Source organism: Rhizorhabdus antheiae (assembly GCF_049889055.1).
Lineage (GTDB): Bacteria > Pseudomonadota > Alphaproteobacteria > Sphingomonadales > Sphingomonadaceae > Rhizorhabdus.
In genome coordinates this window covers 265,634-288,308 of record NZ_JBLTWO010000001.1, presented here as the reverse complement: position 1 = coordinate 288,308, position 22,675 = coordinate 265,634, and the positions used below count along the sequence as shown (strand labels likewise).

Below are 22,675 nucleotides of genomic sequence, written 5' to 3'. Positions count from 1 at the left end.
GGGAGACGCGCCTTGCTTCGTTTGCTGACCACGCTGTGCCTGTCGTTCCTCATCTCGATAATGCCCGCACGAGCGGCCGTGATCGATGCCGCAACGCTCGCCCAGGTCGACGCCATCTTCAGCCGCTGGGCGCTCGACGCCCATGTGCCCGGCATGGCCTATGGCGTGGTGGCCGATGGCCGGCTGGTCCATTTCGGGGGACTGGGTGTCCAGGACCTCGACCGCAGCACGCCGGTCGACCGGCGGACGTTGTTCCGGATCGCCTCGATGAGCAAGGCGTTCACCGCGCTTGCCATCCTCAAGCTGCGCGACGAAGGCCGGCTGTCTCTCGATCGCCCCGCCGAGACCTATGTGCCGGAACTGCGCGGATGGACCTATCCGACAAAGGATGCCCGCCGGCTGACTGTCCGCGACCTGCTCAACCACAGCGCCGGTTTCGTCGACGACAATCCGTGGGGCGACCGGCAGCAGTCATTGCCCGAGGCCGATTTCACGGCGATGCTCCGTGCGGGCGTCCCCTTCTCACGGGTGCCGGGTAGCGCCATGGAATATTCGAACTTCGGCTATGCCACGCTCGGCCGGATCGTCTCCAACGTCTCGGGCAAGCGCTATCAGGACTATATCGGTGACACCCTGCTGCGCCCGCTCGGCATGGCATCGACGACGTATGACATAGCCAAGTCTCCCCTCGACCGGCGCGCGATCGGCTATCGCTGGGAGGATGATCGCTGGGTGCGCGAACCCGATCTCGCCGACGGTGCCTTCGGCGCGATGGGCGGCATGGAAACCAGCGCGGAGGACTATGTCCGCTGGATATCCTTTCTCCTGTCGGCCTGGCCGGCCCGTGACGATGCCGATGCGGGGCCCGTCTCGCGGGCGACGGTGCGGTCGATCGTCGAAGGGTCGAACTTTGCGACGGGCACCATGCGGGCGGCGGCGATCGGCGGCGCGCCCTGCCGGCAGGCGGGCGCCTATGCGATGGGCTGGCGCGTGATCGACGATTGCGACCTGGGCCGGGTGGTGACACACACCGGCGGCTATCCCGGCTATGGGTCGGTGGTCATGCTGATGCCGGACAAGGGCGTCGCGATCTTCGCCTTTGCCAATCGCACCTATGCCGCACCCTATGTGCCGGCGTTCAGGGCAGCGCTCGCGCTCCACTCTGCCGGGGCGATCGTCGATCGGGCGATCCCGGTCAGCGCCGGGGTGAACGAAGCCTATGCTGCCGTGGGGCGGATCTGGGCTTCGGGCGACGTGCTGACGGCGCGCGACCGTCTGGCGATGAATTTCCTTCTCGACCGCGACGCAGCGCATTGGAAGGCCGACCTCGCCCGATTGCGGACTGCGGTCGGCGCCTGTGACACCAGCGCGACGCCCAGCCCGCAGACCGCAATGGGAGCGCGCTTCCAATGGACCTGCGAACATGGCCGCATCGAAGGCAGCCTGCTGCTCGCGCCGACGCCACGCAGCTCGATCCAGGAACTCAAGCTGGCAGTGGCCCAGCCCTAGGCGCCAACACCGCGTTCCCGGGCCGCGAGGCGAGAAGCATCAGCAGCGCGGCGGGCGAGCCGAAGACCAGCGCCATCGTCGACAAGGCGAGGTCGAGGCGCTCGGTGCCGAACAGCGTGTCGGTCAGTAGTCCGACCAGCACCGAGCCGAAGGCCCCCCCGGTCAGGTTCACCAGCGCCATGTAGAGACCGGTATATCGGCCGCGTAGCGCGGGCGGTACGATCGTCACGAGCAGGATGAACACGGCGGTCACGGAGAGCGCGCTGACGAAGAGGTTGACGAAAGCCATCACCACAGCGCCGCTGACGGTCGGCATCAGCGGTCCAACGATCGTCGTCAGGCTGAGCACGCTCATTGCCGCAAAGCAAAGATGATAGGCGGCCTTGTCGCCCGTGCGTCGCTTCAAAAAGCGGTGGCAGGGGTGGGCGACCAGGCAGCCGCCGACGCCGGCGAACAGGAAGGCCGGGCCGTAGGTCGACGCGACCATGGCCGGCGTCATGTCGTGCGACCGCATCAGCATCGCCGGATACCAGTTGAGCAGCCCGTAATTGTTCATCGACCAGGCGACGATGCTCAGCGCAAGCAGCGTCAGCGGCCGCCGGTTCGCGCGGGCAAAGGTCAGGGCATCGCCGCCGGACGCCTTGTGCGCGGCTGCGGAAGGCGCACCGTCTTTCACCGACGTCCACAGCAGCAGCGCCAGCCCCACGCCGGGTAGCGCGAGCAACAGGAAGACGAGACGCCACGGCTCGGCCTCGCCCAAAATGGGGAGGTGATAGGGACCGCCTGCGGCGAACCGTGCGAGCAGTTTCGCCCCCGCCATCATCGCAAGGCCGCCGCCGACATAGAGGCCGGTGGTGAACAGCCCGATCGGTTTCTGCAGCCGGTCCTGCGCGAAGCGCGCGGAGATGATGCCGATCGCCGCCGGGTTGAGGCCGGCCTCGCCGACGCCCACGAACATGCGCGCGACGAACAGCGTGATGAATCCTGTTGCGATCCCGCTCGCTGCGGTCGCGAGCGACCAGGTCAGGATGCAGAGCGACAGGATCGCGATGCGCCGGCCCCGGTCGAGCAACCTGCCGATGAAGACGCCGCCGAAGACGTAAAGAAGGGCAAAGGCGGCCCCCGTCACCGCCCCCACCTGCCAGTCGGCGAGCGCCAGGCTGGCCTTGATCGGTTCGGCGAGGAAGCTGAGGATCACCCGGTCGACATAGCCGAGCACCGAGGTCGCGAAGAGGATTGCGACGACATACCAGTCATAGGCCGACGGAGCCGATGCGCGATTGTCCGTCACAGGCTGAAGCTCGGCCATCGCAATCTCTCTCCACCGGTGCCCTTGATGCGGCTTTCTGGAGCTTCGCTTCCCGTCCTTTGACACCGGCAGGGAGAGGATGACGGTCCGCTGTCCAAGTCTAGCGGATCGGACTTGATCGGGCGACAATCACATCCGTGCTGATCGCGGCCGCGTGGGCGGAAAGAAAAGCCGAACCGTACGTTCTTCCGACGTCACGATCGAAGGAACTGCGTGTGCGTCTATATTCCGTCCTCCTGCTCTCCGCCGCCCTGACCGCTCCCGTGGCGCTGCCCGCCCAGACGGCGAAGCCGGAGCAGCGCATATTGGGCGCGCAGGTGCTCCTCGACCGGCTGGGCTTCGGCCCCGGCGTGATCGACGGCGCCGGCGGCAGCAGCTTGGCGAAAGCCCTAAGCGGATGGCAGCAGGCCAAGGGCCTGACCGTCACCGGCAAACTCGACGAAGCCACGGTCAAGAGCTTCGAGCCGTTCCGCGAGATGCCGACCGTGATCGAGGTCAAGCTGACCCCCGAGATATTGGAGGGACCCTTCGTCGGCCCAATCCCACCGAAGGTGTCGCAGCAGGCGAAGATGAAAAGCCTCGGCTATTCCGACGCCATGGAGAAGCTGGCCGAGCGCTACCACACGACCCGGCAGACGCTGATCGCGCTCAACTCGCCCGGTACGAAGCTGGTCGCGGGCACGGTCATCCGGGTGCCCAATGTCATTCCTCCGGCGCAGGCCTTCCCGGAAGACATCAACCCCGGCTGGCGCAAGACGCTGTGGACGCTCAACGTCGGTTCGGACCAGCCCGAGGTGGCCAAGGTCGTGGTCGACAAGTCGGACGGCGTGCTGCGCGCCTTCGACGCGGCGGACAAACTCGTCGCGCAATTCCCGGCGACCATGGGCAGCAAGCATGACCCGCTGCCGATCGGCAGCTGGAAGATCCAGGGGCGGGCCTACAACCCTCCGTTCCACTATAACCCCAAGCTGTTCTGGGACGCCGACAGCAAGGACCAGAAGGCGCTCCTTCCGCCCGGGCCCAACGGCCCCGTGGGTGTCGTGTGGATCGACCTCGACAAGAAGCATTATGGCATCCACGGCACGCCCAGGCCCGAGAATATCGGCCGCACCGAAAGCCATGGCTGCATTCGCCTGACCAACTGGGACGCGGCGCGGCTCGCGGTGATGGTCAAGCCGGGCACGCCGGCGATCTTCCAGGAGTAACCCGCCGATGATCCGCAAGCTCGCGATCGTCCTGGCGGTGGTGGTTCTCGGCTATGTCGGCTGGGTCCTCATACTCAATCTGCCGGATCGAAGCGAACCTCCGGAAACCGCCCCGGCTGCCAAGCAGCCTGTCACTGTCGCCGTCCGTCAGGCTTCACCTTCCCCAGCGCCGCAACGCTCCTCGACCGGCCTTTTCATTCCGGTCGAGGGCGTGACGGCGGACCAATTGGCGGACACATTCGATGATGCGCGGGGAGACGGGCGGGTGCACGACGCGATCGACATCATGGCACCGCGCGGCACGCCGGTGATCGCAGCCGCCGCCGGGACGGTGGAAAAGCTCTTCGACAGCAAATTGGGCGGCCGCACCATTTATGTCCGCCGCACTGGCGGCCAATGGATCGATTATTATGCCCATCTCGACAGCTATGCGCCGGGATTGGCCGAAGGGCAGCGTGTCGCGCAGGGGCAGCGGATCGCGACGGTTGGCTCCACCGGCGACGCCAGCGAGGACGCACCGCATCTCCACTTCGCGGTCAATGTCATGGCCCCCGGCGAAGGCTGGTGGCAGGGCAAGGCGATCAATCCTTATCCGCTGCTCGTCGACCGTAACTGACGCGGCGGCGGGCCTCATCGGTCGAATCGTAAAGAAGCGTGTCCGGTGGATCGACAAATGCCGGGCATCTGCCAATATCGGAGATATGAGTTTGTACCGATCCATGTTCGCTTTCTTGGCGGCGTTGCTTTTGTCCGGGGCCGCGCAGGCCGCCGACAAGCTGGTCGTCGCTTTCGGCGACAGCCTGACGGCTGGCTACCGTCTGCCACCGGGGCAGGGATTCGTGCCGCAGCTGGAGGCAGCACTGCGGCGATCGGGCACCGCGGCGCGCGTGCAGAATGCCGGCGTGTCGGGCGATACGACTGCGCAGGGCAAGGCGCGCCTCGCCTGGGTCCTGTCGGCGGCCAAGGCAAAACCGGATCTGGTGATCGTGGAGCTGGGCGCCAATGACATGCTGCGCGGGCTCGATCCTGCCAAGGCTGAAGCCAATCTCGATGCGATTTTGACCGAGCTGGGTCGGCGGCGCATCCCCGTGTTGCTCGCCGGCATGGTGGCCGCGCCCAACCTCGGCCCGGATTATGCGGGAAAGTTCAACCCTATGTATCGACGGCTGGCGGCGAAGCACATGGTGAAGCTCTATCCGTTCTTTCTCCAGGGTGTGGTGGGCGACCGATCGTTGCACATCGGGGATGCGATTCACCCGAATGCGCGCGGAGTCGGCGTGATCGTGCGGGGCATCCTGCCGCATGTGAAGTCGGCATTGGCGAAGGGATGATCAGTGGCGTTGCAGCCTGAGCGATACGGCCTTAAGCTTGCAACCGTAACGGAGCGGGGGAGTGCTTCGATGGAGTGGACCGCCGCAGCTGTTGGCCAGAGGCTGATCGCCAGTCCGCGAGGCGATATCGAGGATGGCGACCGCGACCTGTTTCTCGAAAATCTGCGGCAGGCCGTGTCCGAGGCGGTGGCGCGCTCGGTCCCGCTGATCATCGATCTGGCGGCGGTCGGCCATATGTCGGCATCCGCGCTCATGGCACTGACGATCGCGCGCAAGGATGCGGTCGCCGGCGGCGTCAAGATCATCCTCGCGCGGCCGGGGGCGGCCCTGCGGAAGATATTGGAGATCAGCCGCTATCAGCTCATCTTCGACATCATCGAGGATCCGAACGACGGGGGAGAGTAAGCGTTGGGGGGGATGTTGGTCCGCTTTTGGGGGACGCGCGGTTCGCTGCCGGTCGCACCGCGTGCGGCAGCGATCGAGGCGAAGATCGCCCATGCGCTGATGCGGGCGCAGGGCCGGGCCTTTGCCGACGAGGCCGAGGCGCGGCGTTTCGTGACCGAGGAACTCAGCTTCGGGGAAGGGCGTACCTATGGCGGCGCCACGACCTGCCTTGAAATCGAAGGGGCCGACGAGAGCTTCTTTGTGCTCGACATGGGTTCGGGGTTGCGTGAGCTGGGCAACGACGCCTTCCGCCGCTTCGGACAGGGGCGCGCCCGCAAGTTCAACTTCTTCATGTCCCACCTCCACTGGGACCACATCATGGGCTTTCCCTTCTTCGGACCGGCCTTCGATCCGAACACCCATATCGTCATCCATTCGGGGCATGCCGATTGCGAGGAGGCGCTGCGCCGGCAGCAGGAGGAGATCAGCTTTCCGGTCGCCTTCGACTGGCTGCGTGCGAAGATCGAATTCCGCGTCCTGACGCCAGGCGAGCGGTACACGGTCGACGGCGTCGACGTCGAACTCATGCCGCAGGATCACAGCCATGTGTCCTATGCCTGGAAATTCCACCGCGGCGGCAAGACCTTCGTCTTCTCGACCGATGCCGAGCACCGCATGGACGATCTGGACGACCAGCGCGCCTTCGAGGGCTTCTTCCGCGACGCCGATCTGGTCGTCTGCGACACCATGTATTCGCTGGCGGAGAGCATCACGCTGAAGGCGGACTGGGGCCATTCGTCCAATGTGATGGCGGTCAATCTCTGCCACGGTGCCGGTGCGCGCAAGCTCGCTTTGTTCCACCATGAGCCGACCAGCAGCGACCGCGATATCGATGCGCTGCTGGAGGAGACGATCCAATATGAGGCGCTGAGCCGCAAGGACCGGCAGCCGCTCGAAGTCGTCTGCTCCTATGACGGGCTCGAACTGCAGGTCTGATTTCAGGCACTTCGATTTCGCGCGACCCGCGCTCGACAGCCGGGGACCGCGCGGATAGAGCCGCGCGATGCATGGCTGGATCATTATCGACAAGCCGGTCGGCCCCGGATCGACCCAGATCGTCTCGGCGGTAAAGCGCGCGCTGCGCGTCGGTGGTTATGGCAAGTACAAGGTCGGCCATGGGGGTACGCTAGACCCGCTGGCGTCCGGGGTGCTGCCGGTCGCGCTGGGCGAGGCGACCAAATTGTCGGGGCGGATGCTCGACGCCGACAAGGCCTATGACTTCACCATCGGTTTCGGGATCCAGACCGACACGCTCGATGCTGAAGGCGTGATGGCGGAGACGTCGGACGTCCGACCGACCCGCGCCGACATCGAGGCGGTCCTCGACCGCTTTCGTGGGCCGATCGACCAGGTGCCGCCGGTCTATTCCGCGCTCAAGATCGATGGCGAGCGTGCCTATGATCGTGCCCGCGCCGGCGAGACCGTCGAGATGAAGACCCGCGCGGTTACGATCCACCGGCTGGAGCTGGTTTCGGCCGCGCCGATCGGCGAGGGCGATGGTCTCGCCGAGGCTACCTTCTCCTGCGTGGTGTCGAAGGGAACCTATGTTCGCAGCCTGGCGCGAGACATCGCGCGGGCGGCGGGAACGGTCGGCCATGTCACCATGCTCCGCCGCACCAAGGCCGGTCCGTTCACGCTCGATCCGGCGATTCCGCTGGACAAGCTGGAGGAACTTGCTAAGGCCCGGCACCTTGAACAGATACTCTTGCCGCTGACGGCGGGGCTGGACGACATCCCGGCTCTTCCCGTCACCCCCGATCAGGCAAGGGCGCTCCGCGAGGGGCGCAAGTTGGTCGGGATCGCCGCACCTTCCGGCCTCAATCTTGCGATAGACGGCGACATGCCCGTTGCGCTGGTGGAGGTCGAGGACCGCGAGGTCCGCGTCGTGCGGGGTTTCAATCTGATGTCGAAGGAAGAAGAATGACCGTTACCGCCGAGCGCAAGACCGCGATCATTGCCGACAACGCCCGTGCCGATGGCGACACCGGCAGCCCCGAGGTCCAGGTCGCGATCCTGACCGAGCGCATCACCAATCTGACCGAGCATTTCAAGACCCACGCGAAGGACAATCACTCGCGCCGCGGTCTGCTGATGCTGGTCAACAAGCGCCGCAGCCTTCTCGACTATCTCAAGCGGAAGGACGTCGACCGGTACACTGCCCTCATCGGCAAGCTGAACCTGCGCAAGTAAGCAAGTTTCGGAACGGCCCCGGTTTCCGGGGCCGTTCTCTTTCCGGCCAGGAGCAATTCGGTTCCGGGCAGGACGGCGGGCAGACGATCCCGCCATGGCAGGTCGAAGTCGGCCTGCCCCTCGGGTGATGCGGAGCGGGGCTCCGGTCGCCCTCATAGGCCCCGGGCGCATAGGGCGTTCGGAGACAAGGAAGCCACATGTTCGATACGAAGAAAGTTGAAATCCAGTGGGGCGGCCAGACCCTCACGCTGGAAACGGGCCGCGTTGCCCGCCAGGCCGACGGCGCGGTGCTCGCGACCCTCGGCGAGACCGTCGTCCTCTGCGCCGTGACCGCGGCGCGCAGCGTCAAGGAAGGGCAGGACTTCTTCCCGCTGACCGTTCATTATCAGGAGAAGTATTTCTCGTCGGGTCGCATTCCCGGCGGCTTCTTCAAGCGCGAGCGTGGCGCGACCGAGAAGGAGACGCTGGTCTCCCGCCTCATCGACCGCCCGATCCGTCCGCTCTTTCCGGAAGGCTTCTACAACGAGATCAACGTCATCGCTCAGGTGCTGAGCTATGACGGCGAGAACGAGCCCGACATCCTCGCGATGATCGCCGCCTCGGCCGCCCTCACCATCTCGGGTGTTCCCTTCATGGGCCCGATCGGCGCCGCCCGCGTCGGCTACAAGGATGGCGAATATCTGCTGAACCCGACCGACACGCAGGTCGCCGAGGGCGAACTCGACCTGGTCGTCGCAGCTACCCATGACGCCGTCATGATGGTCGAATCCGAAGCCAAGGAGCTGTCAGAAGAGGTCATGCTGGGCGCCGTGATGTTCGCGCACAAGGCGTGCAAGGACGTCATCAAGGCGATCATCAAGCTGGCCGAGAAGTCGGCCAAGGAACCTTGGGAAATGGCCCCGCAGGCCGATCTCTCGGCCGCCAAGACCAAGCTCAAGAAGCTGATCGGCAAGGACATCGAGGCAGCCTACAAGCTGACCAACAAGTCCGAGCGTTCGAACGCGCTGAACGCGGCCCGCGCCAAGGCGAAGGAAGCCTTTGCAGAGGCGACTCCGCAGGACCAGATGGCGGCGATGAAGCTCGTCAAGAAGCTGGAAGCCGAGATCGTCCGCACGGCGATCCTGAAGGAAGGCCGCCGCATCGACGGCCGCGACACCCGCACGGTCCGTCCGATCGTCGCGGAAGCGCACTTCCTGCCGCGCGCTCATGGTTCGGCGCTGTTCACCCGTGGCGAGACGCAGAGCATTTCGACCTGCACCCTCGGCACCAAGGATGCAGAGCAGATGATCGATGGCCTGAACGGCCTGCGCTACGAGCATTTCATGCTGCACTACAACTTCCCGCCCTATTCGGTCGGTGAAGTCGGTCGCTTCGGCGCGCCGGGCCGCCGCGAAGTCGGCCATGGCAAGCTGGCATGGCGCGCGCTGCACGGCGTGCTGCCGACCAAGGAAGAGTTCCCCTACACGATCCGTCTGACCTCGGACATCACCGAGTCGAACGGCTCGTCGTCGATGGCGACGGTGTGCGGTGGCAGCCTCGCGATGATGGATGCCGGCGTGCCGATCAAGCGGCCGGTTTCGGGCATCGCCATGGGCCTGATCCTGGAAGGCAAGGAATTCGCGGTTCTCAGCGACATCCTGGGCGACGAGGATCATCTCGGCGACATGGACTTCAAGGTGGCGGGCACGTCCGAAGGCATCACCACGATGCAGATGGACATCAAGATCGCCGGCATCACCGAGGAGATCTTCACCGCCGCCCTGCATCAGGCCAAGGAAGGCCGCGCGCATATCCTGGGTGAGATGGCCAAGGCCCTCGACCACACCCGGACCGAGTTGTCGGCGCACGCGCCGCGGATCGAGACGATGTCGGTTCCCAAGGACAAGATCCGCGACATCATCGGCACCGGTGGCAAGATCATCCGTGAGATCGTCGCCACCACCGGTGCGAAGGTCGACATCGACGATGACGGCACCGTCAAGATTTCGTCGTCCGACACCGCGCAGATCGAAGCCGCAAAGAACTGGATCATCGGCATCGTCGCCGAGCCGGAAGTGGGCAAGATCTACAACGGCAAGGTCGTCAACCTCGTCGACTTCGGTGCGTTCGTCAACTTCATGGGCGGCAAGGACGGTCTCGTCCACGTCTCCGAGATCAAGAACGAGCGGGTCGAGAAGGTCGCCGACGTTCTGTCCGAAGGCCAGGAAGTCAAGGTCAAGGTTCTCGAGATCGACAATCGCGGCAAGGTCCGCCTGTCGATGCGCGTCGTCGACCAGGAGACCGGCGAGGAACTGCCCGACACGCGTCCGCCCCGCGAGGAGCGCCCGCGTGGCGAGCGCAGCGACCGTGGTGACCGGGGCGATCGTGGCCCGCGCCGTGACGGCGATCGCCGCCGCGAAGGTGGTGGCGGCGACCGTGGCCCGCGCCGCGACCGTGGTCCGCGCCGCGAGCGTTCGGAAGGTGGCAGCGAGGGCGGCGATCCCGAGTTCGCACCGGCCTTCCTGACCCGCGACGACGATTGATCGCACGGTTCTGCTGAAATGGGAGAGGGGGGCCTCGCGGCTCCCCTTTTTCGTTGAGACTGGGGGCTAAGCCTTGGCGCTATTCAAGCATGTTGCCCGATAGCGGCCAACATGCGTAGTAGGCAGGCGGGAATTTCGACGGAGAAATGGCCTTGAAGGACGACAGCGCGTCCTTTCTCGAACGGTTGCCACTCGGTCGAAATCGACCGGTGCTGCGCTATGGGGCCGTGCTGGCCATCTGCGCTCTGTGCTTCGTCATTCGCTGGGTGGCCGATCCCGTCATGCCGGCGGGCTATCCCTTCGTCACCTTCTTTCCCGGCGTCATCCTGTCGACTTTCCTGTTCGGCATAGCGCCAGGGGTGCTCGCGGCCGTGCTGTGCGGTTTCGCATCCTGGTATTGCTTCATTCCCCCGACCTTCTCGGCGAAATTCTCCGGCGGGGTCATGTTCGCCATGGCCTTCTATGCGCTGGTCGTGCTGATCGACGTCGCCCTTATCGACTGGCTGCAGCGGATGAATCGGCGACTGGCGGCGGAACGGGAGCGCAGTCGCAAGCTGGCCGAGCGGGGTGAGGTGCTGTTTCGCGAGTTGCAGCACCGCGTCTCGAACAATCTTCAGGTCGTCAGCGGGCTCATCGCGCTTCAGAAGAAGAGCATCAGCGATGAAGCGGCGCGGGCCGCACTCGATGAAGCGTCACGCCGGCTTGGCCTCATCGGGCGCATCCATCGGCAACTCTATGATCCCCATGGCGATCAGTTGCACATTCGCGACTTTCTCGACCAGCTGGGCCCGGATCTGATCGATGCCAGCGGCAAGCCGGGAATCTGCTGTCAGGTGCTCGTAGAGGAGGACTTCGCGCTCGAGCCGGATGCTGCCGTGCCGATGGCCCTGATCATTGCCGAAGCGGTGAGCAACGCGCTCGAACATGGCTTCGGCGACCGTGAGCAAGGGTGCGTCGAGATCACCGCGCAACGGACGACCGACGGTATGTTGGAAGTGCGCGTGACGGATGACGGCGCGGGCCTTCCGACGGGCTTCAGTCTGGAGCAGACGAACAGTCTTGGCCTTAAACTGGCTCAGGCGCTCGCGCGTCAGCTCGGCGGAAGTTTCGACCTGTTCGCCGGGCGCGTGACCACGGCCTTGCTCAAACTGCCCCAGGGCGACCCCGCCTGACGCACGGGCGGGCCTGTCCGACCCGTTCTCAATCGATCAGGGCGCCCCGACGCAGGCCCATCTGTTCGGCATAATGGCGGCGGCACAGGGCGACATAGCGCTCATTGCCGCCCACTTCGATCTGTTCGCCCTGCTTGACCGGATAGCCCTGGTCGTCGATCCGCAGGTTCATCGTCGCCTTGCGTCCGCACGCGCAGATCGCTTTGAGTTCGACCAGTGTGTCGGCGATGGCGAGCAGCGCCGCGCTGCCGGGGAAGAGCTTCGCCTGAAAGTCGGTGCGCAGCCCATAGGCGACCACGGGAATGTTGAGTTCGTCGCATACCGCCGCAAGCTGAAAGACCTGCGCGCGCGTCAGCCACTGCGCTTCGTCGACCAGAACCGCATGGACCGGGCTTTCAGCCAGCTCGATCCCGACCTCCTCGAACAAATCGGTGTCCTCGTCGATCGCGGTGGCATGGGCGGCCAGGCCGATCCGCGAGGTGATCTTGCCCGGCTCGAAGCGATCGTCGAAGGCGGCGGTGAACAGCAAGGTCCGCATCCCGCGCTCGCGATAGTTGAAATCGGCCTGCAGCAGGGTCGCCGATTTGCCGGCGTTCATCGCGGCATAATAGAAATAAAGCTTCGCCATGTCCCCATCCTAGCGCGCCCGTTCCCTGCGGCAATCACATGGACCGTCCAACCCCAACAGCGGCGACAGTAGCGCGGATTGCGGCGGCGCAAAGAGTCTTTGCTGGCCGCCGGCAGGCTTTGCGTGGATAGGGCGGAGTATGATCACGGCTCCAGGAGAGAAACCTCCCACATTCTCGCCCCGGCGGCATGTGCTGCTCTCGCGCATGGTGAGGGATCGGGCGACCAACGACCGCGCCCTGGCCGGGCTGGGGGCTGTCATCGGGATCGCAGCCCTCGCCTGGATGCTGCACCGGCTGATCGGCACGGGCCATGGCCCGCTGCTGATCGCGCCTGTCGGGGCGGCGGCGGTGCTCGTCTTCGCGGTCCCGGCGAGCCCGCTGGCACAGCCATGGGCGCTGTTCGGGGGCAATATTCTGTCCGCGCTGGTCGGGGTCACCGTGGCGCGGCTGGGGCTCGATCCCTGGTGGGCGGCAGGGCTGGCAGTGGGCGGCGCGATCTGCGCCATGGCGCTGCTGCGCTGCCTTCATCCGCCGGGTGGGGCCGTGGCCCTGACGGCGGTGCTCGGCGGCCCGGCGGTGGCGGCCAGTGGTTATGGCTTTGTCGCGATGCCGGTGGCGATAGGAACGGCGCTGCTGTTCCTGACTGCGTGGTGCTACCATCGCTTTTCAGGACATAGCTATCCGCACGCAGCGCCCTCAGCGCCCGTCGTGATGCACAATCTTCTGGAGTTCGGTCGCGACGATCTGATCGCTGCGATCGACGACTATCCCGACATTCTCGACGTCAATGTCGACGATCTCGAGCAGCTGCTCCATGCGGCCGAGCAGCGCGCGCTGAACCGCAGGCGTGGGGCGCGATAACAGGCCTACCTAGAGCGAAATCCGTTCCGATTGCATCGGACGGATCGCTCTAGATTATTGTTTTACCGCGTTTTCCGAGTCACCAGATGATTCCATCTGGTTCGAAAACGCTCTAGCCGTCAATCCTCGCTTTGATCGTCGTCCCGTTCCAGATCGCGGGCGACGGTGGGAGCGCGCAGCAGGCTGTCGATGTGGCTGCCTTCGTCGAAGCTCTCGTCGGCGAGGAATTTCAGCTTGGCCGCATATTTGGTGTTCACGCGGCGCGCGACCTCGCTCTGGAGGAAGGCGGTGTTGGTACGGAGCGCCTTGATCACGGCCTCCTCGTCGGTGCCCAGCAGGGGCTTCACGAAGACGGTGGCGTGGCGCAGGTCGGGCGACATGCGCACTTCGGTGACAGAAACCATATGCCGGGCAAGGATATCGTCATGAACCTCGCCGCGGGTCAATATTTCGGACAGCGCATGGCGCACCTGCTCGCCGACGCGGAGCAGGCGGACCGAACGGCCTTCTTGGGTCTCGTTGCGACGCATGGGTGAACCTTTCCGTGCAATGCTACGCAGCTACCGTCAGGCGAAGGGCCGGGCGCGGCATGACCACGCCCGGCCCCTGGCTTTGACGTCCAGCGGCGAAATGCTCGTCAGAGCGTCCGCGCGCGTTCCTCGACCTCGAAGGTCTCGACGATGTCGCCCGGCTTGATATCGGTCGTGGCTTCCAGCGTGATGCCGCATTCCAGACCGGCGCGAACTTCCGGCACGTCGTCCTTGAAGCGACGCAGCGACGAGATCGAGCCGTTGTAGATGATGACGTCGTCGCGCAGGATGCGGGCGCGCAGCTTCTGGCGGATATAACCCTCCAGAACCAGCAGGCCGGCTGCCTTGCCATGCTTGCCTGCCGAGAAGACCTCACGGATTTCGGCGCGGCCGACGACATGCTCCAGATATTCCGGACCGAGCTGGCCGGCCATGGCGGCGCGGATCTCGTCGAGAAGATCGTATATGACGTCGTAATATTTGAGGGCGACGCCGTCGCGCGTAGCGATCTCGCGGGCCTTCGCATTGGCGCGGACATTGAAGCCGATGATCGGCGCGCGCGATGCGGCCGCCAGCGTGACATCGCTCTCGGTGATGCCGCCGACCCCGGCGTGCAGGATGCGCACCTGAATGAGATCGGTCGAGATCTTGTTGAGCGATCCGACAATGGCTTCGACCGAGCCCTGGGCATCGGCCTTGACCACGACCGGATATTGCTGGGCCTTCTGTTCGCGCAGCGCCGAGAACATCGATTCCAGGCTGGCCGGAGCTGCCGTGGTGCGCTTCTGCTGGATGACGCTGGCGCGATAGGCCGCGACCTCGCGGGCGCGGGCTTCGTTCTCGACGACCGACAACTGGTCGCCGGCGCTGGGCACGCCCGACAGGCCGAGAATTTCGACCGGCTGGGACGGACCCGCCTCCTTCACATTGCGCCCCTTGTCGTCGATCAGCGCGCGCACCTTGCCGCTCTCGGCGCCGACGACGAAGATGTCGCCGACCTTGAGCGTGCCGCGTCCGACCAGGATCGTGGCGACGGCGCCACGGCCCTTGTCGAGGGTCGCCTCGACGACCGTGCCCTCTGCGGCGCGGTCTGGGTTGGCCTTGAGCTCGAGCACTTCGGACTGAAGCTCGATCTTGTCGATCAGTTCGTCCAGACCGGTCTTCTTGAGCGCGGAGACCTCGACTTCCTGGACGTCGCCGCCCATGCTCTCGACCTGCACGTCATGCTGCAGCAATGCCTCGCGAACGCGCTGCGGGTTGGAGCCCGGCTTGTCCATCTTGTTGATCGCGATGATCATCGGAACGCCCGCCGCGCGGGTGTGGCTGATCGCCTCGATCGTCTGCGGACGCAGGCCGTCGTCCCCGGCGACCACGATCACCACGATGTCGGTGATGTTGGCGCCGCGGGCACGCATGTCGCTGAAGGCTTCGTGGCCTGGCGTGTCGAGGAAGGTGATCTTGTTGCCGCTCTTCACCTGCACCTGATAGGCGCCGATATGCTGGGTGATGCCGCCGGCCTCGCCCGAAGCGACATCGGTGCCGCGCAGAGCGTCGAGCAGGCTGGTCTTGCCATGATCGACATGGCCCATGATCGTAACGACCGGCGGGCGCGTCACCAGCGTATCTTCCGAATCCACGTCGTCGGAGGTTACGAGGTCGACGTCGGAATCCGACACGCGCTTGATGTTGTGGCCGAACTCGGTGACCAGCAGCTCGGCGGTGTCCTGGTCGATCGACTGGTTCACCGTGACGGGCATGCCCATCTTGAACAGCGCCTTGACCAGATCCGCGCCGCGCTCGGCCATACGGTTGGCGAGTTCGCCAACGGTGATCGTCTCGGGCACCGCGACGTCGCGCACCTGCTTCTGCTGGACGGTGCCCGCCTGGTGGGCGCGCTTGTCCTTTTCACGCGCACGCTTCAGTGCGGCGAGCGAACGCGCGCGGGCGCCGCTATCGTCGTCGAGCGCACGGGTGACGGTGAGCTTGCCCGACTGGCGGCGGTCGTCGCCCTTACGGTCGCGCTGCTGAGGACGCGGCGGTTCCGGACGCTTGGCCGGGGAAACCGGCGTAAAGCGGCGGGGCGGCGGCGCGTTGCTGGCGGGGCGCTCTGCAGGCGCTGCTGCTGCGGGAGCGTCAGCAGCCGGCTCTTCCGCAACCGCAGGGGCGGGAGCCGGTTCCGCAGCGGCGTCGGTCGAAGCCGGAACGGGAGCCTTCCCGGCTTCCTCCTCGGTGCGGCGGTTTTCCTCGGCGCGGCGACGCTCTTCCTCTGTCGCCTCAGCCTTGGCCCGCTCCTCGCGGCGGCGCGTTTCCTCGAGCGCAGCCATGCGGGCCTCTTCAGCCTCGCGCAGCAGCCGCTCCTGCATTTCACGGCGTTCCAGCGGCGTCATGGCGCGCGTGATCGGGGCGGGTGCGGGGCGGGCGGCCGGCGGCGGAGCGACGGGACGGGGCGGGGGCGGCGTTTCCGCAGCGGGCGCACGCGCCGGCGCCTGCGGCGCAGGAGCGGGTGCTGCTGCCTCTTCGACCAGAGGTTCGGCTTCGCCCGGCCGACCGAGCACGCGGCGGCGCTTCACCTCGACCACAACGGTGTTCGAACGGCCATGGCTGAAGCTCTGCTTCACCTGACCCGTCTCCACCGTGCGCTTGAGGCCCAGCGGCGCGCGCATTCCCAGTTTCGGCTTGTCGTTATCGCTCATCTGGTAACCGAACCCTTCACTTCGAACTTCAAAATTCCGTAGCGCGGATGGACCCTGCGGATAGCTTCCGCAAGGCTGTAGCGCTTTCCGAACGTCCAATGAAACCGCACCAGCGGCTCAAAGCGTCTGCGACGCGCGCGGCGGATGCCGGCACAGTCACACCAATATGTACCACATTGTCGCGCCCAAGCGCCATCGACAATATGGTGCGATCCGCCGGAATTACTACCCCGCGCAGGTCTTCACCCTCGGCGTCGAGCCCGACGCGAAAGGCTTGATCGAGTTTCCGATTGCCGTCTTCGGACGCGTCCGAGGCGTGGATAAGCAGCCCCAGCTGGCCGCGTCGCGCGGCTTCGCCGATCCGGTCGCTGCCGGTCAGTACCGCGCCGGACCGCATTTCCAGACCCAGCCGGTCGAGCGCAGCCCGCAGCAGGCCGTCTTCGATCAGAGCGGGCAATTCTGGCGCTATGGTGATCTCGCCGGTCTTGAACGCCCGCGACAGTGCGCCCTTGAGCTTGCCCTTGGCGAGCGCTGTCTCGAGCGTGGGCCGGTCGACGCCGATCCAGGCCCCGCGGCCGGGCGCCTTTGCCCGCAGGTCGGGCAGCACCAGACCATCCGGCGAGAGGGCAAGGCGAATCAGGGTGTCGCGCGGATCGCGCTCGCCCGACAAAATGCATTTGCGCTCAGGCGCGGTCTTGCTGCCCCCGCCGGTACGGCGAGGTGCGTCGGTATCGACGATTAGCGGAGCATGGTCATCGTGGGCCATTCGCAGAAGCGACCTCCTGCGCTGGACTTGCCGGGCGATCGGCAATGAGAACGCCGCCTGCGCCATAATTCTCCGTCGACACTTCGGTGATGGTCACCTGCACCGCGCTCGCCGGCTTGCCGAGATGCGCGCCAAGGCTGGCCGTCACGTCTGCGACGATGGCGGCTTTCTGGACGCGGCTGGCTGTGCCGGCGATGCGGATGTCGACGAAGGGCATGGGCGATCAGGCCTCGTCGGTGAACCAGTGGGCGCGGGCGGCCATGATGATCTCATTGCCCTGATCCTCGCTCAGGCCATATTCGGCCAGAACGCCACCCTTATTGCCTTCCTCGTTACCTCCGCGATCGCTCCGGTCGCCGCGGTCGTTCTGGCGGCGGCGCTGGTCGGCGCGCTTCTTCTGGATGAGCTCGTCGGTGGCGAGATCCGCCAGATCGTCGAGCGTCCTGATCCCTGCCTTGCCCAGCGTGACCAGCATCGCTTCGGTCAGATAGGGCAGCTCGGCCAGCGCATCCTCGACGCCAAGCGTGCGGCGCTCTTCGCGGGCGGCGGCTTCGCGGCGCTCCAGCGCTTCCTGCGCGCGGCTCTGCAGCTCGGCACCCAGCTCCTCGTCGAAGCCCTCGATCGAGGCGAGTTCGTCGAGTTCGACATAGGCGACCTCTTCCAGCGCGCCGAAGCCTTCGGCGACCAGCAGCTGGGCAAGCGTCTCGTCGACGTCGAGCTCGTTCTGGAACATCTCGGAGTTCTGGATGAACTCCTTCTGGCGCTTCTCGCTGGCGTCGGCCTCGGTCAGAATGTCGATCGCCTTGCCCGTCAGCTGGCTGGCGAGGCGGACATTCTGGCCACGGCGGCCGATGGCGAGGCTCAGCTGGTCGTCGGGAACCACCACTTCGATGCGCTCTTCCTCTTCGTCGATGACGACGCGCGAGACCTGGGCAGGCTGCAGCGCGTTGACGACGAAGGTGGCGGTGTCGGGCGACCAGGGGATGATGTCGATCTTCTCGCCCTGCATTTCCTGCACGACGGCCTGCACGCGGCTGCCCTTCATGCCGACGCAGGCACCGACCGGGTCGATCGAACCGTCATGGCTGATCACGCCGATCTTGGCGCGGCTGCCCGGATCGCGGGCGGCGGCCTTGATCTCGATGATGCCGTCGTAGATTTCGGGCACTTCCTGCGCGAACAGCTTCTTCATGAAGTCGGGGTGTGCGCGGCTCAGGAAGATCTGCGGCCCGCGATTTTCGCGGCGGACGCTCAGGATCAGGCTGCGGACGCGGTCACCGACGCGGACGACTTCGCGCGGGATCTGCTGATCGCGGCGGATGACGCCTTCGGCGCGGCCCAGATCGACCACGACATGGCCGAACTCGACCCGCTTGACGACACCGGTGATGATCTCGCCGGCGCGGTCCTTGAACTCGTCATATTGACGCTCGCGTTCGGCATCGCGGACCTTCTGGAAGATTACCTGCTTCGCGGCCTGCGCGGCGATGCGGCCGAATTCGATCGGGGGCAGCGGGTCGACGATGAAATCGCCGATGGCCGCACCCTTTTGCAGCTTCTGCGCGTCGGGCACCGACACCTGCTTGAAGAAGTCGTCGACCTGCTCGACCACCTCGACGACGCGCCACAGGCGCATGTCGCCGGTCTTGGAGTCGATCTTGGCGCGAATGTCATTCTCGGCGCCGTAGCGCGCGCGGGCGGCGCGCTGGATCGCGTCCTCCATCGCCTCGATCACGATTTCGCGATCGATCAGCTTTTCCCGGGCGACGGCATCGGCAATCGCGAGAAGCTCTGCCCGGTTCGCGGAAATGGCGGTGGCCATGACGACTTATCCTTCCAGTTGAATCTTGTCCGCGCCCTCGGTCGAGAGCGGCGCGGTGGCCTTGATGAGAGCATCGGTCAGGATCAGCTTCGCGCCGGCGATCTGCGCCAGCGGCACCGCGACCTCACCCACTTTGTTTACATCCAGCGTGACCGAGTCGCCATCGCTGACAACGATCCGGCCGTCGAACTGCTTGCGGCCGTTGAGTGGCGACGACAGCTTGACCCGTGCATCGAATCCCGCCCAGTCGATCCAGTCCTGAACCCGGGTGAGCGGACGATCTATGCCGGGGGAGCTGACCTCCAGACGATAGGCTTCCTCGATCGGGTCGAGCTCGTCGAACTTCTCGGAAATACGCCGTGAAAGGGCCTCGCAGTCGGAAATATCCAGCTGACGGGTGTCGGGCCGCTCCGCCATGATCTGCAGTGTCGGATCGCTCTTGCCGCCAAAAAAGGCGACACGCACGAGTTCGAGACCCAGGGCCTTTGCCTCGGGTTCGATCAACGTCTTCAGCTCGGCGATGTCCGCCATCCATGCTCCTGTTCGAAACGCAGCCGGCCTTGCGCCGGGTGCTTCCGCATCCGGCCTCGGCAGAGTTTCCAATGTCGAGAGGTGACAGGGGTATAGGCCAAAGCGGCGGGCGCGGCAATATGCGACGTCCGGGACAGAAAAAATCCCGACGCTGCGTCGGTTCGTCGCATCGTTAGCCATTCGCTAACCCCGTAAACCTACGGACGGAAGCGAGATTTCCGACCGATGTCGCGCGTCCAGCGATTCGCGGCGTAGGCGGCTGTTTCCGGAGATCCGATGCGTATTGTCGAACTCGATGTCCTTCGCCAGCGCGGGATGAAGCTCATCAGCTGGAGCGGCGTGGCCTTCACCGTGCTGCTGGCGCTGGCGATGGCCGCGGGATTTCTGACGCCGTTGCCGATGGCCATCCTCCTGTCGGCTGCCCTCAATGTGCTGCCGATGCGCGCGGCGCTGCAGGGCAAACATGATGCGCGGAGCCGAATGGCCGTCGGGGTGCTCGCGGCCGCGCAGCCCGCGATCCTGGTCTATAGCCTGTCCGGCCATCAGTGGCAGATGGACATGCACATGTATTTCTTCGTCGCGCTCGCCAGCCTGACCATATTATGTGACTGGCGGCCGATCCTACTCGCCTCCGGGCTCGTCGCGGTACACCACCTCGTCCTCGACTTTCTCGCGCCGCAATGGGTGTTTTACGGCGGCGGCGATCTGATGCGGGTGTTTGTCCATGGCGCGGCGGTCGTGCTGCAATGCGCCCTGCTCAGCCATATCGGCATGCAACTGGGCGACTTGCTGATCCGTCAGGGACAGGCCCGCCACGAGAGCGAGCGGCTGGCACGCGAAGCGGAAGCTGCTGCGGCCGAGGCGCGGGCGGCGCAGGAGGCGGCAGAGCGCGCGCTGGCGGCGGTCGCAGCGGCCGATTTGCGCACGGCGGCCGAACGGCGGCGCCGCGAGGAGCGCGAGCAGGAGATGCAGGAGGCGCGGCGGCAGGAGCTGGTCGCGCTGGCCGGCGAGTTCGAATCCTCGGTCCATGGTGTCGTCACCTCGCTGGGCGCGGCTGCCCTGCAGCTTGAGAGCGCCGCTGGCGCGCTCAGCGATCTGGCCAATGACAGCAGCGAGCAGAGCGCCGCCGTCGCACTGCAGGCCGCGCGCGCGTCGGATGCGGCGCGGACCGTCGCGCAGAGCGTCGGCGACCTTTCCCATTCGATCTCCGGCATCGCCGCGAGCGTGGACCAGCAGGCTCAGCTGAGCGCGCGGGCGCGGGCGAACTCGGCCACCGGCGACAAGGCGGTCCGGTCGCTGTCCGCGCGGGCAACCGACATAGGAGAGTTCACCGGCAAGATTCAGGCGATCGCGTCGAACACCAATTTGCTCGCGCTCAATGCGACGATCGAGGCGGCTCGCGCCGGCGAGGCGGGGCAGGGGTTCGCGGTGGTCGCGACCGAGGTCAAGAGCCTCGCCACCCAGGCGTCACGCGCGACCGAGGAAATCAGTGCGCTGATCGACCGCGTCCATGCCGGCGCGCGCGTGGCGGAAAGCTCGCTCGGGGATGTGCTCGACGTGGTCGAAGATCTCAGTGTCGCCGCTACGCGCATTCGTGAGATGCTGTCGGCGCAGCGCGACACCGCTCAACTGCTCGAAGCCAATGCGCGCCACACGGCTGAGGATGCCGACGCAATGGCTGCCCGCGTCAACCATGTCGCAGCGGTGGCCAGCGAAGCGGGACAATTGTCGGGTCAGGTGCGGGGCGCAGCCGGCAATCTGCTCGATCAGTCGCGCCAACTGCAGCGCGTAACCGAACGCTTCGTATCGCAGCTGCGCACCGCCTGATCCGGGCCGAAGGCCGGGCGGCGGATCAGGCCGCCAGCCGCATCTCCATCCGGTCCCAGATCTCGAGCAGCGCCTGGGTCAGTTCGCGCATCATCGACTCGCTGTGCGCCGGACCCGGCGTGAAGCGCAGCCGCTCGGTACCGCGCGGCACGGTCGGATAATTGATCGGCTGCACATAGACGCCATATTCGGCGAGGAGGATGTCGGAGATCTTCTTGGCCTTGACCGGATCGCCGACCATCAGCGGAACGATGTGAGTCGAAGTCTGCATCACCGGAAGACCGGCGTCGGCGAACATCGTCTTGAGCGTAGCCGCCGCCGCCTGCTGTCCGTCGCGCTCCTCCGAGGAGGCCTTGAGATGGCGGACGCTGGCGAGGGCACCTGCGACCAGCACCGGCGACAGCGAGGTCGTGAAGATGAAGCCCGGCGCATAGCTGCGGATCACGTCGATGATCATCTGATCCGCCGCGATATAGCCACCCATCACGCCGAACGCTTTGCCCAGCGTGCCTTCGATCACGGTGATGCGGCTGGCGGCTTCGTCGCGGTCAGAAATGCCACCGCCGCGTGGGCCGTACATGCCGACGGCATGGACTTCGTCCAGATAGGTCAGCGCGTTATATTTGTCGGCGAGGTCGCAGATCGCGTGAAGCGGAGCAACGTCGCCGTCCATCGAGTAGACGCTTTCGAAAGCGATCAGCTTGGGCGCATCGGGATCCTCGGCGGCCAGCAGTTCTTCGAGATGGGGGAGGTCGTTGTGGCGGAAGACCCGCTTCTCGCAGCCCGAATTGCGGATGCCCGCAATCATCGAGGCATGGTTGAGTTCATCCGAGAAGATGATGCAGCCCGGCAGGACCTTCGCCAGGGTCGACAGCGTCGCCTCGTTCGAGACATAGCCCGAGGTGAAGAGCAGCGCGCCTTCCTTGCCGTGCAGGTCGGCCAGCTCGGCTTCGAGATCGACGTGATAATGGGTATTGCCGCCTATGTTGCGGGTGCCGCCCGATCCGGCACCGACATCATGCAACGCCTCTTCCATCGCGGCGATCACCGAGGGATGCTGTCCCATGGCGAGATAGTCGTTCGAGCACCAGACGGTGACCGGCTTCGGTCCGTTATGGCCTGCGAAGCAGCGCGCATTCGGGAACATGCCCTTGTTGCGCAGGATATCGATGAATACGCGGTAGCGGCCTTCCGCATGCAGACGGTCGATCGCCTGGGTGAATACGCGCTGATAATCCAAGAGCCCTGCTCCCCAGCGCCCCGGCCTTCGCCAAAGGGCTAATCACGCTGCCTTTTACGGTGATGGGCGAGCAAATACCAGTGCGAACAATTCC

General features: G+C 65.6%; 21 protein-coding genes. 12 read left to right on the top strand and 9 right to left on the bottom strand.

Annotated features, from left to right (window positions below; genetic code table 11):
* Positions 1–12 precede the first annotated feature (12 nt).
* A complete protein-coding gene (locus ACNI3R_RS01250; protein ID WP_426179226.1) occupies positions 13–1,509 on the top strand; it encodes a serine hydrolase domain-containing protein in 1,497 nt (498 codons plus the stop codon).
* Here the strand turns inward: ACNI3R_RS01250 and ACNI3R_RS01245 are convergent.
* On the bottom strand, positions 1,484–2,818 hold the full coding sequence (locus ACNI3R_RS01245) for an MFS transporter (RefSeq protein ID WP_426179224.1): 1,335 nt from the start codon (positions 2,816–2,818) through the stop codon (positions 1,484–1,486). The two genes, ACNI3R_RS01250 and ACNI3R_RS01245, sit on opposite strands and share 26 nt — an antisense overlap.
* 215 nt (positions 2,819–3,033) lie before the next feature.
* Here ACNI3R_RS01245 and ACNI3R_RS01240 point away from each other — a divergent pair, with 215 nt between their 5' ends.
* From ACNI3R_RS01240 to ACNI3R_RS01200, 9 genes are all read left to right on the top strand, one after another.
* The gene (locus tag ACNI3R_RS01240) at positions 3,034–4,023 is read left to right on the top strand and encodes a L,D-transpeptidase family protein (RefSeq protein ID WP_426179223.1); all 990 of its coding nucleotides are present in this window, start codon (positions 3,034–3,036) and stop codon (positions 4,021–4,023) included.
* Between the two features lie 7 nt (positions 4,024–4,030).
* Positions 4,031–4,639 (top strand): M23 family metallopeptidase, encoded by a 609-nt coding sequence (locus tag ACNI3R_RS01235; protein WP_426179221.1) that lies wholly within the window; start codon positions 4,031–4,033, stop codon positions 4,637–4,639.
* A gap of 103 nt (positions 4,640–4,742) precedes the next feature.
* The gene (locus ACNI3R_RS01230; RefSeq protein WP_426179219.1) at positions 4,743–5,354 is read left to right on the top strand and encodes an arylesterase; all 612 of its coding nucleotides are present in this window, start codon (positions 4,743–4,745) and stop codon (positions 5,352–5,354) included.
* Positions 5,355–5,423: 69 nt separating this feature from the next.
* Positions 5,424–5,759, top strand: a complete 336-nt coding sequence (locus ACNI3R_RS01225; RefSeq protein ID WP_426179217.1) for an STAS domain-containing protein — start codon at positions 5,424–5,426, stop codon at positions 5,757–5,759.
* A gap of 12 nt (positions 5,760–5,771) precedes the next feature.
* The gene (locus ACNI3R_RS01220) at positions 5,772–6,734 is read left to right on the top strand and encodes an MBL fold metallo-hydrolase (protein WP_426179215.1); all 963 of its coding nucleotides are present in this window, start codon (positions 5,772–5,774) and stop codon (positions 6,732–6,734) included.
* 67 nt (positions 6,735–6,801) lie between these two features.
* Positions 6,802–7,722: a tRNA pseudouridine(55) synthase TruB gene (gene truB / locus ACNI3R_RS01215; RefSeq protein ID WP_426179214.1), complete on the top strand. Its 921-nt coding sequence runs from the start codon at positions 6,802–6,804 to the stop codon at positions 7,720–7,722.
* Entirely contained in the window at positions 7,719–7,988 is a 270-nt protein-coding gene (rpsO, locus tag ACNI3R_RS01210) for a 30S ribosomal protein S15 (RefSeq protein WP_426179213.1), read from the top strand. Before truB ends, rpsO begins: the two co-directional genes overlap by 4 nt.
* A 197-nt stretch (positions 7,989–8,185) precedes the next feature.
* A complete protein-coding gene (gene pnp, locus ACNI3R_RS01205; RefSeq protein ID WP_426179212.1) occupies positions 8,186–10,510 on the top strand; it encodes a polyribonucleotide nucleotidyltransferase in 2,325 nt (774 codons plus the stop codon).
* 146 nt (positions 10,511–10,656) lie between these two features.
* Positions 10,657–11,682 (top strand): sensor histidine kinase, encoded by a 1,026-nt coding sequence (locus ACNI3R_RS01200; protein WP_426179211.1) that lies wholly within the window; start codon positions 10,657–10,659, stop codon positions 11,680–11,682.
* Positions 11,683–11,710: 28 nt separating this feature from the next.
* Here ACNI3R_RS01200 and ACNI3R_RS01195 read toward each other — a convergent pair whose 3' ends face one another.
* Entirely contained in the window at positions 11,711–12,310 is a 600-nt protein-coding gene (locus ACNI3R_RS01195; protein ID WP_426179210.1) for a thymidine kinase, read from the bottom strand.
* A 205-nt stretch (positions 12,311–12,515) separates the two neighbouring features.
* Between ACNI3R_RS01195 and ACNI3R_RS01190 the strand changes: the two genes are divergently transcribed.
* Positions 12,516–13,172: an HPP family protein gene (locus tag ACNI3R_RS01190; protein ID WP_426179208.1), complete on the top strand. Its 657-nt coding sequence runs from the start codon at positions 12,516–12,518 to the stop codon at positions 13,170–13,172.
* Positions 13,173–13,291: 119 nt separating this feature from the next.
* Here the strand turns inward: ACNI3R_RS01190 and rbfA are convergent, their stop codons facing one another.
* The 6 genes from rbfA to rimP form a co-directional block, all read right to left on the bottom strand.
* Positions 13,292–13,702, bottom strand: a complete 411-nt coding sequence (gene rbfA / locus ACNI3R_RS01185; protein ID WP_426179207.1) for a 30S ribosome-binding factor RbfA — start codon at positions 13,700–13,702, stop codon at positions 13,292–13,294.
* A gap of 107 nt (positions 13,703–13,809) precedes the next feature.
* Complete coding sequence (gene infB, locus ACNI3R_RS01180) at positions 13,810–16,395, bottom strand: translation initiation factor IF-2 (protein ID WP_426179205.1); 2,586 nt, start codon at positions 16,393–16,395, stop codon at positions 13,810–13,812.
* Positions 16,396–16,423: 28 nt separating this feature from the next.
* Positions 16,424–17,161, bottom strand: a complete 738-nt coding sequence (locus ACNI3R_RS01175) for a DUF448 domain-containing protein (protein WP_426180239.1) — start codon at positions 17,159–17,161, stop codon at positions 16,424–16,426.
* A complete protein-coding gene (locus ACNI3R_RS01170; protein WP_426179203.1) occupies positions 17,148–17,378 on the bottom strand; it encodes a tautomerase family protein in 231 nt (76 codons plus the stop codon). The genes ACNI3R_RS01175 and ACNI3R_RS01170 overlap by 14 nt, the downstream gene beginning before the upstream one ends.
* A gap of 6 nt (positions 17,379–17,384) precedes the next feature.
* Complete coding sequence (gene nusA, locus ACNI3R_RS01165) at positions 17,385–18,983, bottom strand: transcription termination factor NusA (protein WP_426179202.1); 1,599 nt, start codon at positions 18,981–18,983, stop codon at positions 17,385–17,387.
* Positions 18,984–18,989: 6 nt separating this feature from the next.
* On the bottom strand, positions 18,990–19,514 hold the full coding sequence (rimP, locus tag ACNI3R_RS01160; protein ID WP_426179200.1) for a ribosome maturation protein RimP: 525 nt from the start codon (positions 19,512–19,514) through the stop codon (positions 18,990–18,992).
* 276 nt (positions 19,515–19,790) lie between these two features.
* Here rimP and ACNI3R_RS01155 point away from each other — a divergent pair, with 276 nt between their 5' ends.
* Positions 19,791–21,341 carry a methyl-accepting chemotaxis protein gene (locus tag ACNI3R_RS01155; RefSeq protein WP_426179199.1) on the top strand — a complete coding sequence of 517 codons (1,551 nt, stop codon included), beginning with the start codon at positions 19,791–19,793 and terminating at the stop codon, positions 21,339–21,341.
* A 25-nt stretch (positions 21,342–21,366) separates the two neighbouring features.
* Here the strand turns inward: ACNI3R_RS01155 and hemA are convergent, their stop codons facing one another.
* Positions 21,367–22,581 carry a 5-aminolevulinate synthase gene (gene hemA, locus ACNI3R_RS01150; RefSeq protein ID WP_426179197.1) on the bottom strand — a complete coding sequence of 405 codons (1,215 nt, stop codon included), beginning with the start codon at positions 22,579–22,581 and terminating at the stop codon, positions 21,367–21,369.
* Between the last annotated feature and the right edge of the window lie 94 nt (positions 22,582–22,675).

What these genes read in the sequence shown, in the direction of transcription:
- ACNI3R_RS01175 (WP_426180239.1), bottom strand. Translation starts at nt 17,161, where the DNA reads ATGGCCCACGATGACCATGCTCCGCTAATCGTCGATACCGACGCACCT.
- truB (WP_426179214.1), top strand. Translation starts at nt 6,802, where the DNA reads ATGCATGGCTGGATCATTATCGACAAGCCGGTCGGCCCCGGATCGACC.
- ACNI3R_RS01155 (WP_426179199.1), top strand. Translation starts at nt 19,791, where the DNA reads ATGCGTATTGTCGAACTCGATGTCCTTCGCCAGCGCGGGATGAAGCTC.
- ACNI3R_RS01230 (WP_426179219.1), top strand. Translation starts at nt 4,743, where the DNA reads ATGTTCGCTTTCTTGGCGGCGTTGCTTTTGTCCGGGGCCGCGCAGGCC.
- ACNI3R_RS01190 (WP_426179208.1), top strand. Translation starts at nt 12,516, where the DNA reads ATGGTGAGGGATCGGGCGACCAACGACCGCGCCCTGGCCGGGCTGGGG.
- ACNI3R_RS01245 (WP_426179224.1), bottom strand. Translation starts at nt 2,818, where the DNA reads ATGGCCGAGCTTCAGCCTGTGACGGACAATCGCGCATCGGCTCCGTCG.
- rimP (WP_426179200.1), bottom strand. Translation starts at nt 19,514, where the DNA reads ATGGCGGACATCGCCGAGCTGAAGACGTTGATCGAACCCGAGGCAAAG.
- rpsO (WP_426179213.1), top strand. Translation starts at nt 7,719, where the DNA reads ATGACCGTTACCGCCGAGCGCAAGACCGCGATCATTGCCGACAACGCC.
- ACNI3R_RS01225 (WP_426179217.1), top strand. Translation starts at nt 5,424, where the DNA reads ATGGAGTGGACCGCCGCAGCTGTTGGCCAGAGGCTGATCGCCAGTCCG.
- ACNI3R_RS01170 (WP_426179203.1), bottom strand. Translation starts at nt 17,378, where the DNA reads ATGCCCTTCGTCGACATCCGCATCGCCGGCACAGCCAGCCGCGTCCAG.
- ACNI3R_RS01195 (WP_426179210.1), bottom strand. Translation starts at nt 12,310, where the DNA reads ATGGCGAAGCTTTATTTCTATTATGCCGCGATGAACGCCGGCAAATCG.
- nusA (WP_426179202.1), bottom strand. Translation starts at nt 18,983, where the DNA reads ATGGCCACCGCCATTTCCGCGAACCGGGCAGAGCTTCTCGCGATTGCC.
- infB (WP_426179205.1), bottom strand. Translation starts at nt 16,395, where the DNA reads ATGAGCGATAACGACAAGCCGAAACTGGGAATGCGCGCGCCGCTGGGC.
- rbfA (WP_426179207.1), bottom strand. Translation starts at nt 13,702, where the DNA reads ATGCGTCGCAACGAGACCCAAGAAGGCCGTTCGGTCCGCCTGCTCCGC.
- ACNI3R_RS01235 (WP_426179221.1), top strand. Translation starts at nt 4,031, where the DNA reads ATGATCCGCAAGCTCGCGATCGTCCTGGCGGTGGTGGTTCTCGGCTAT.
- ACNI3R_RS01220 (WP_426179215.1), top strand. Translation starts at nt 5,772, where the DNA reads ATGTTGGTCCGCTTTTGGGGGACGCGCGGTTCGCTGCCGGTCGCACCG.
- ACNI3R_RS01200 (WP_426179211.1), top strand. Translation starts at nt 10,657, where the DNA reads ATGGCCTTGAAGGACGACAGCGCGTCCTTTCTCGAACGGTTGCCACTC.
- pnp (WP_426179212.1), top strand. Translation starts at nt 8,186, where the DNA reads ATGTTCGATACGAAGAAAGTTGAAATCCAGTGGGGCGGCCAGACCCTC.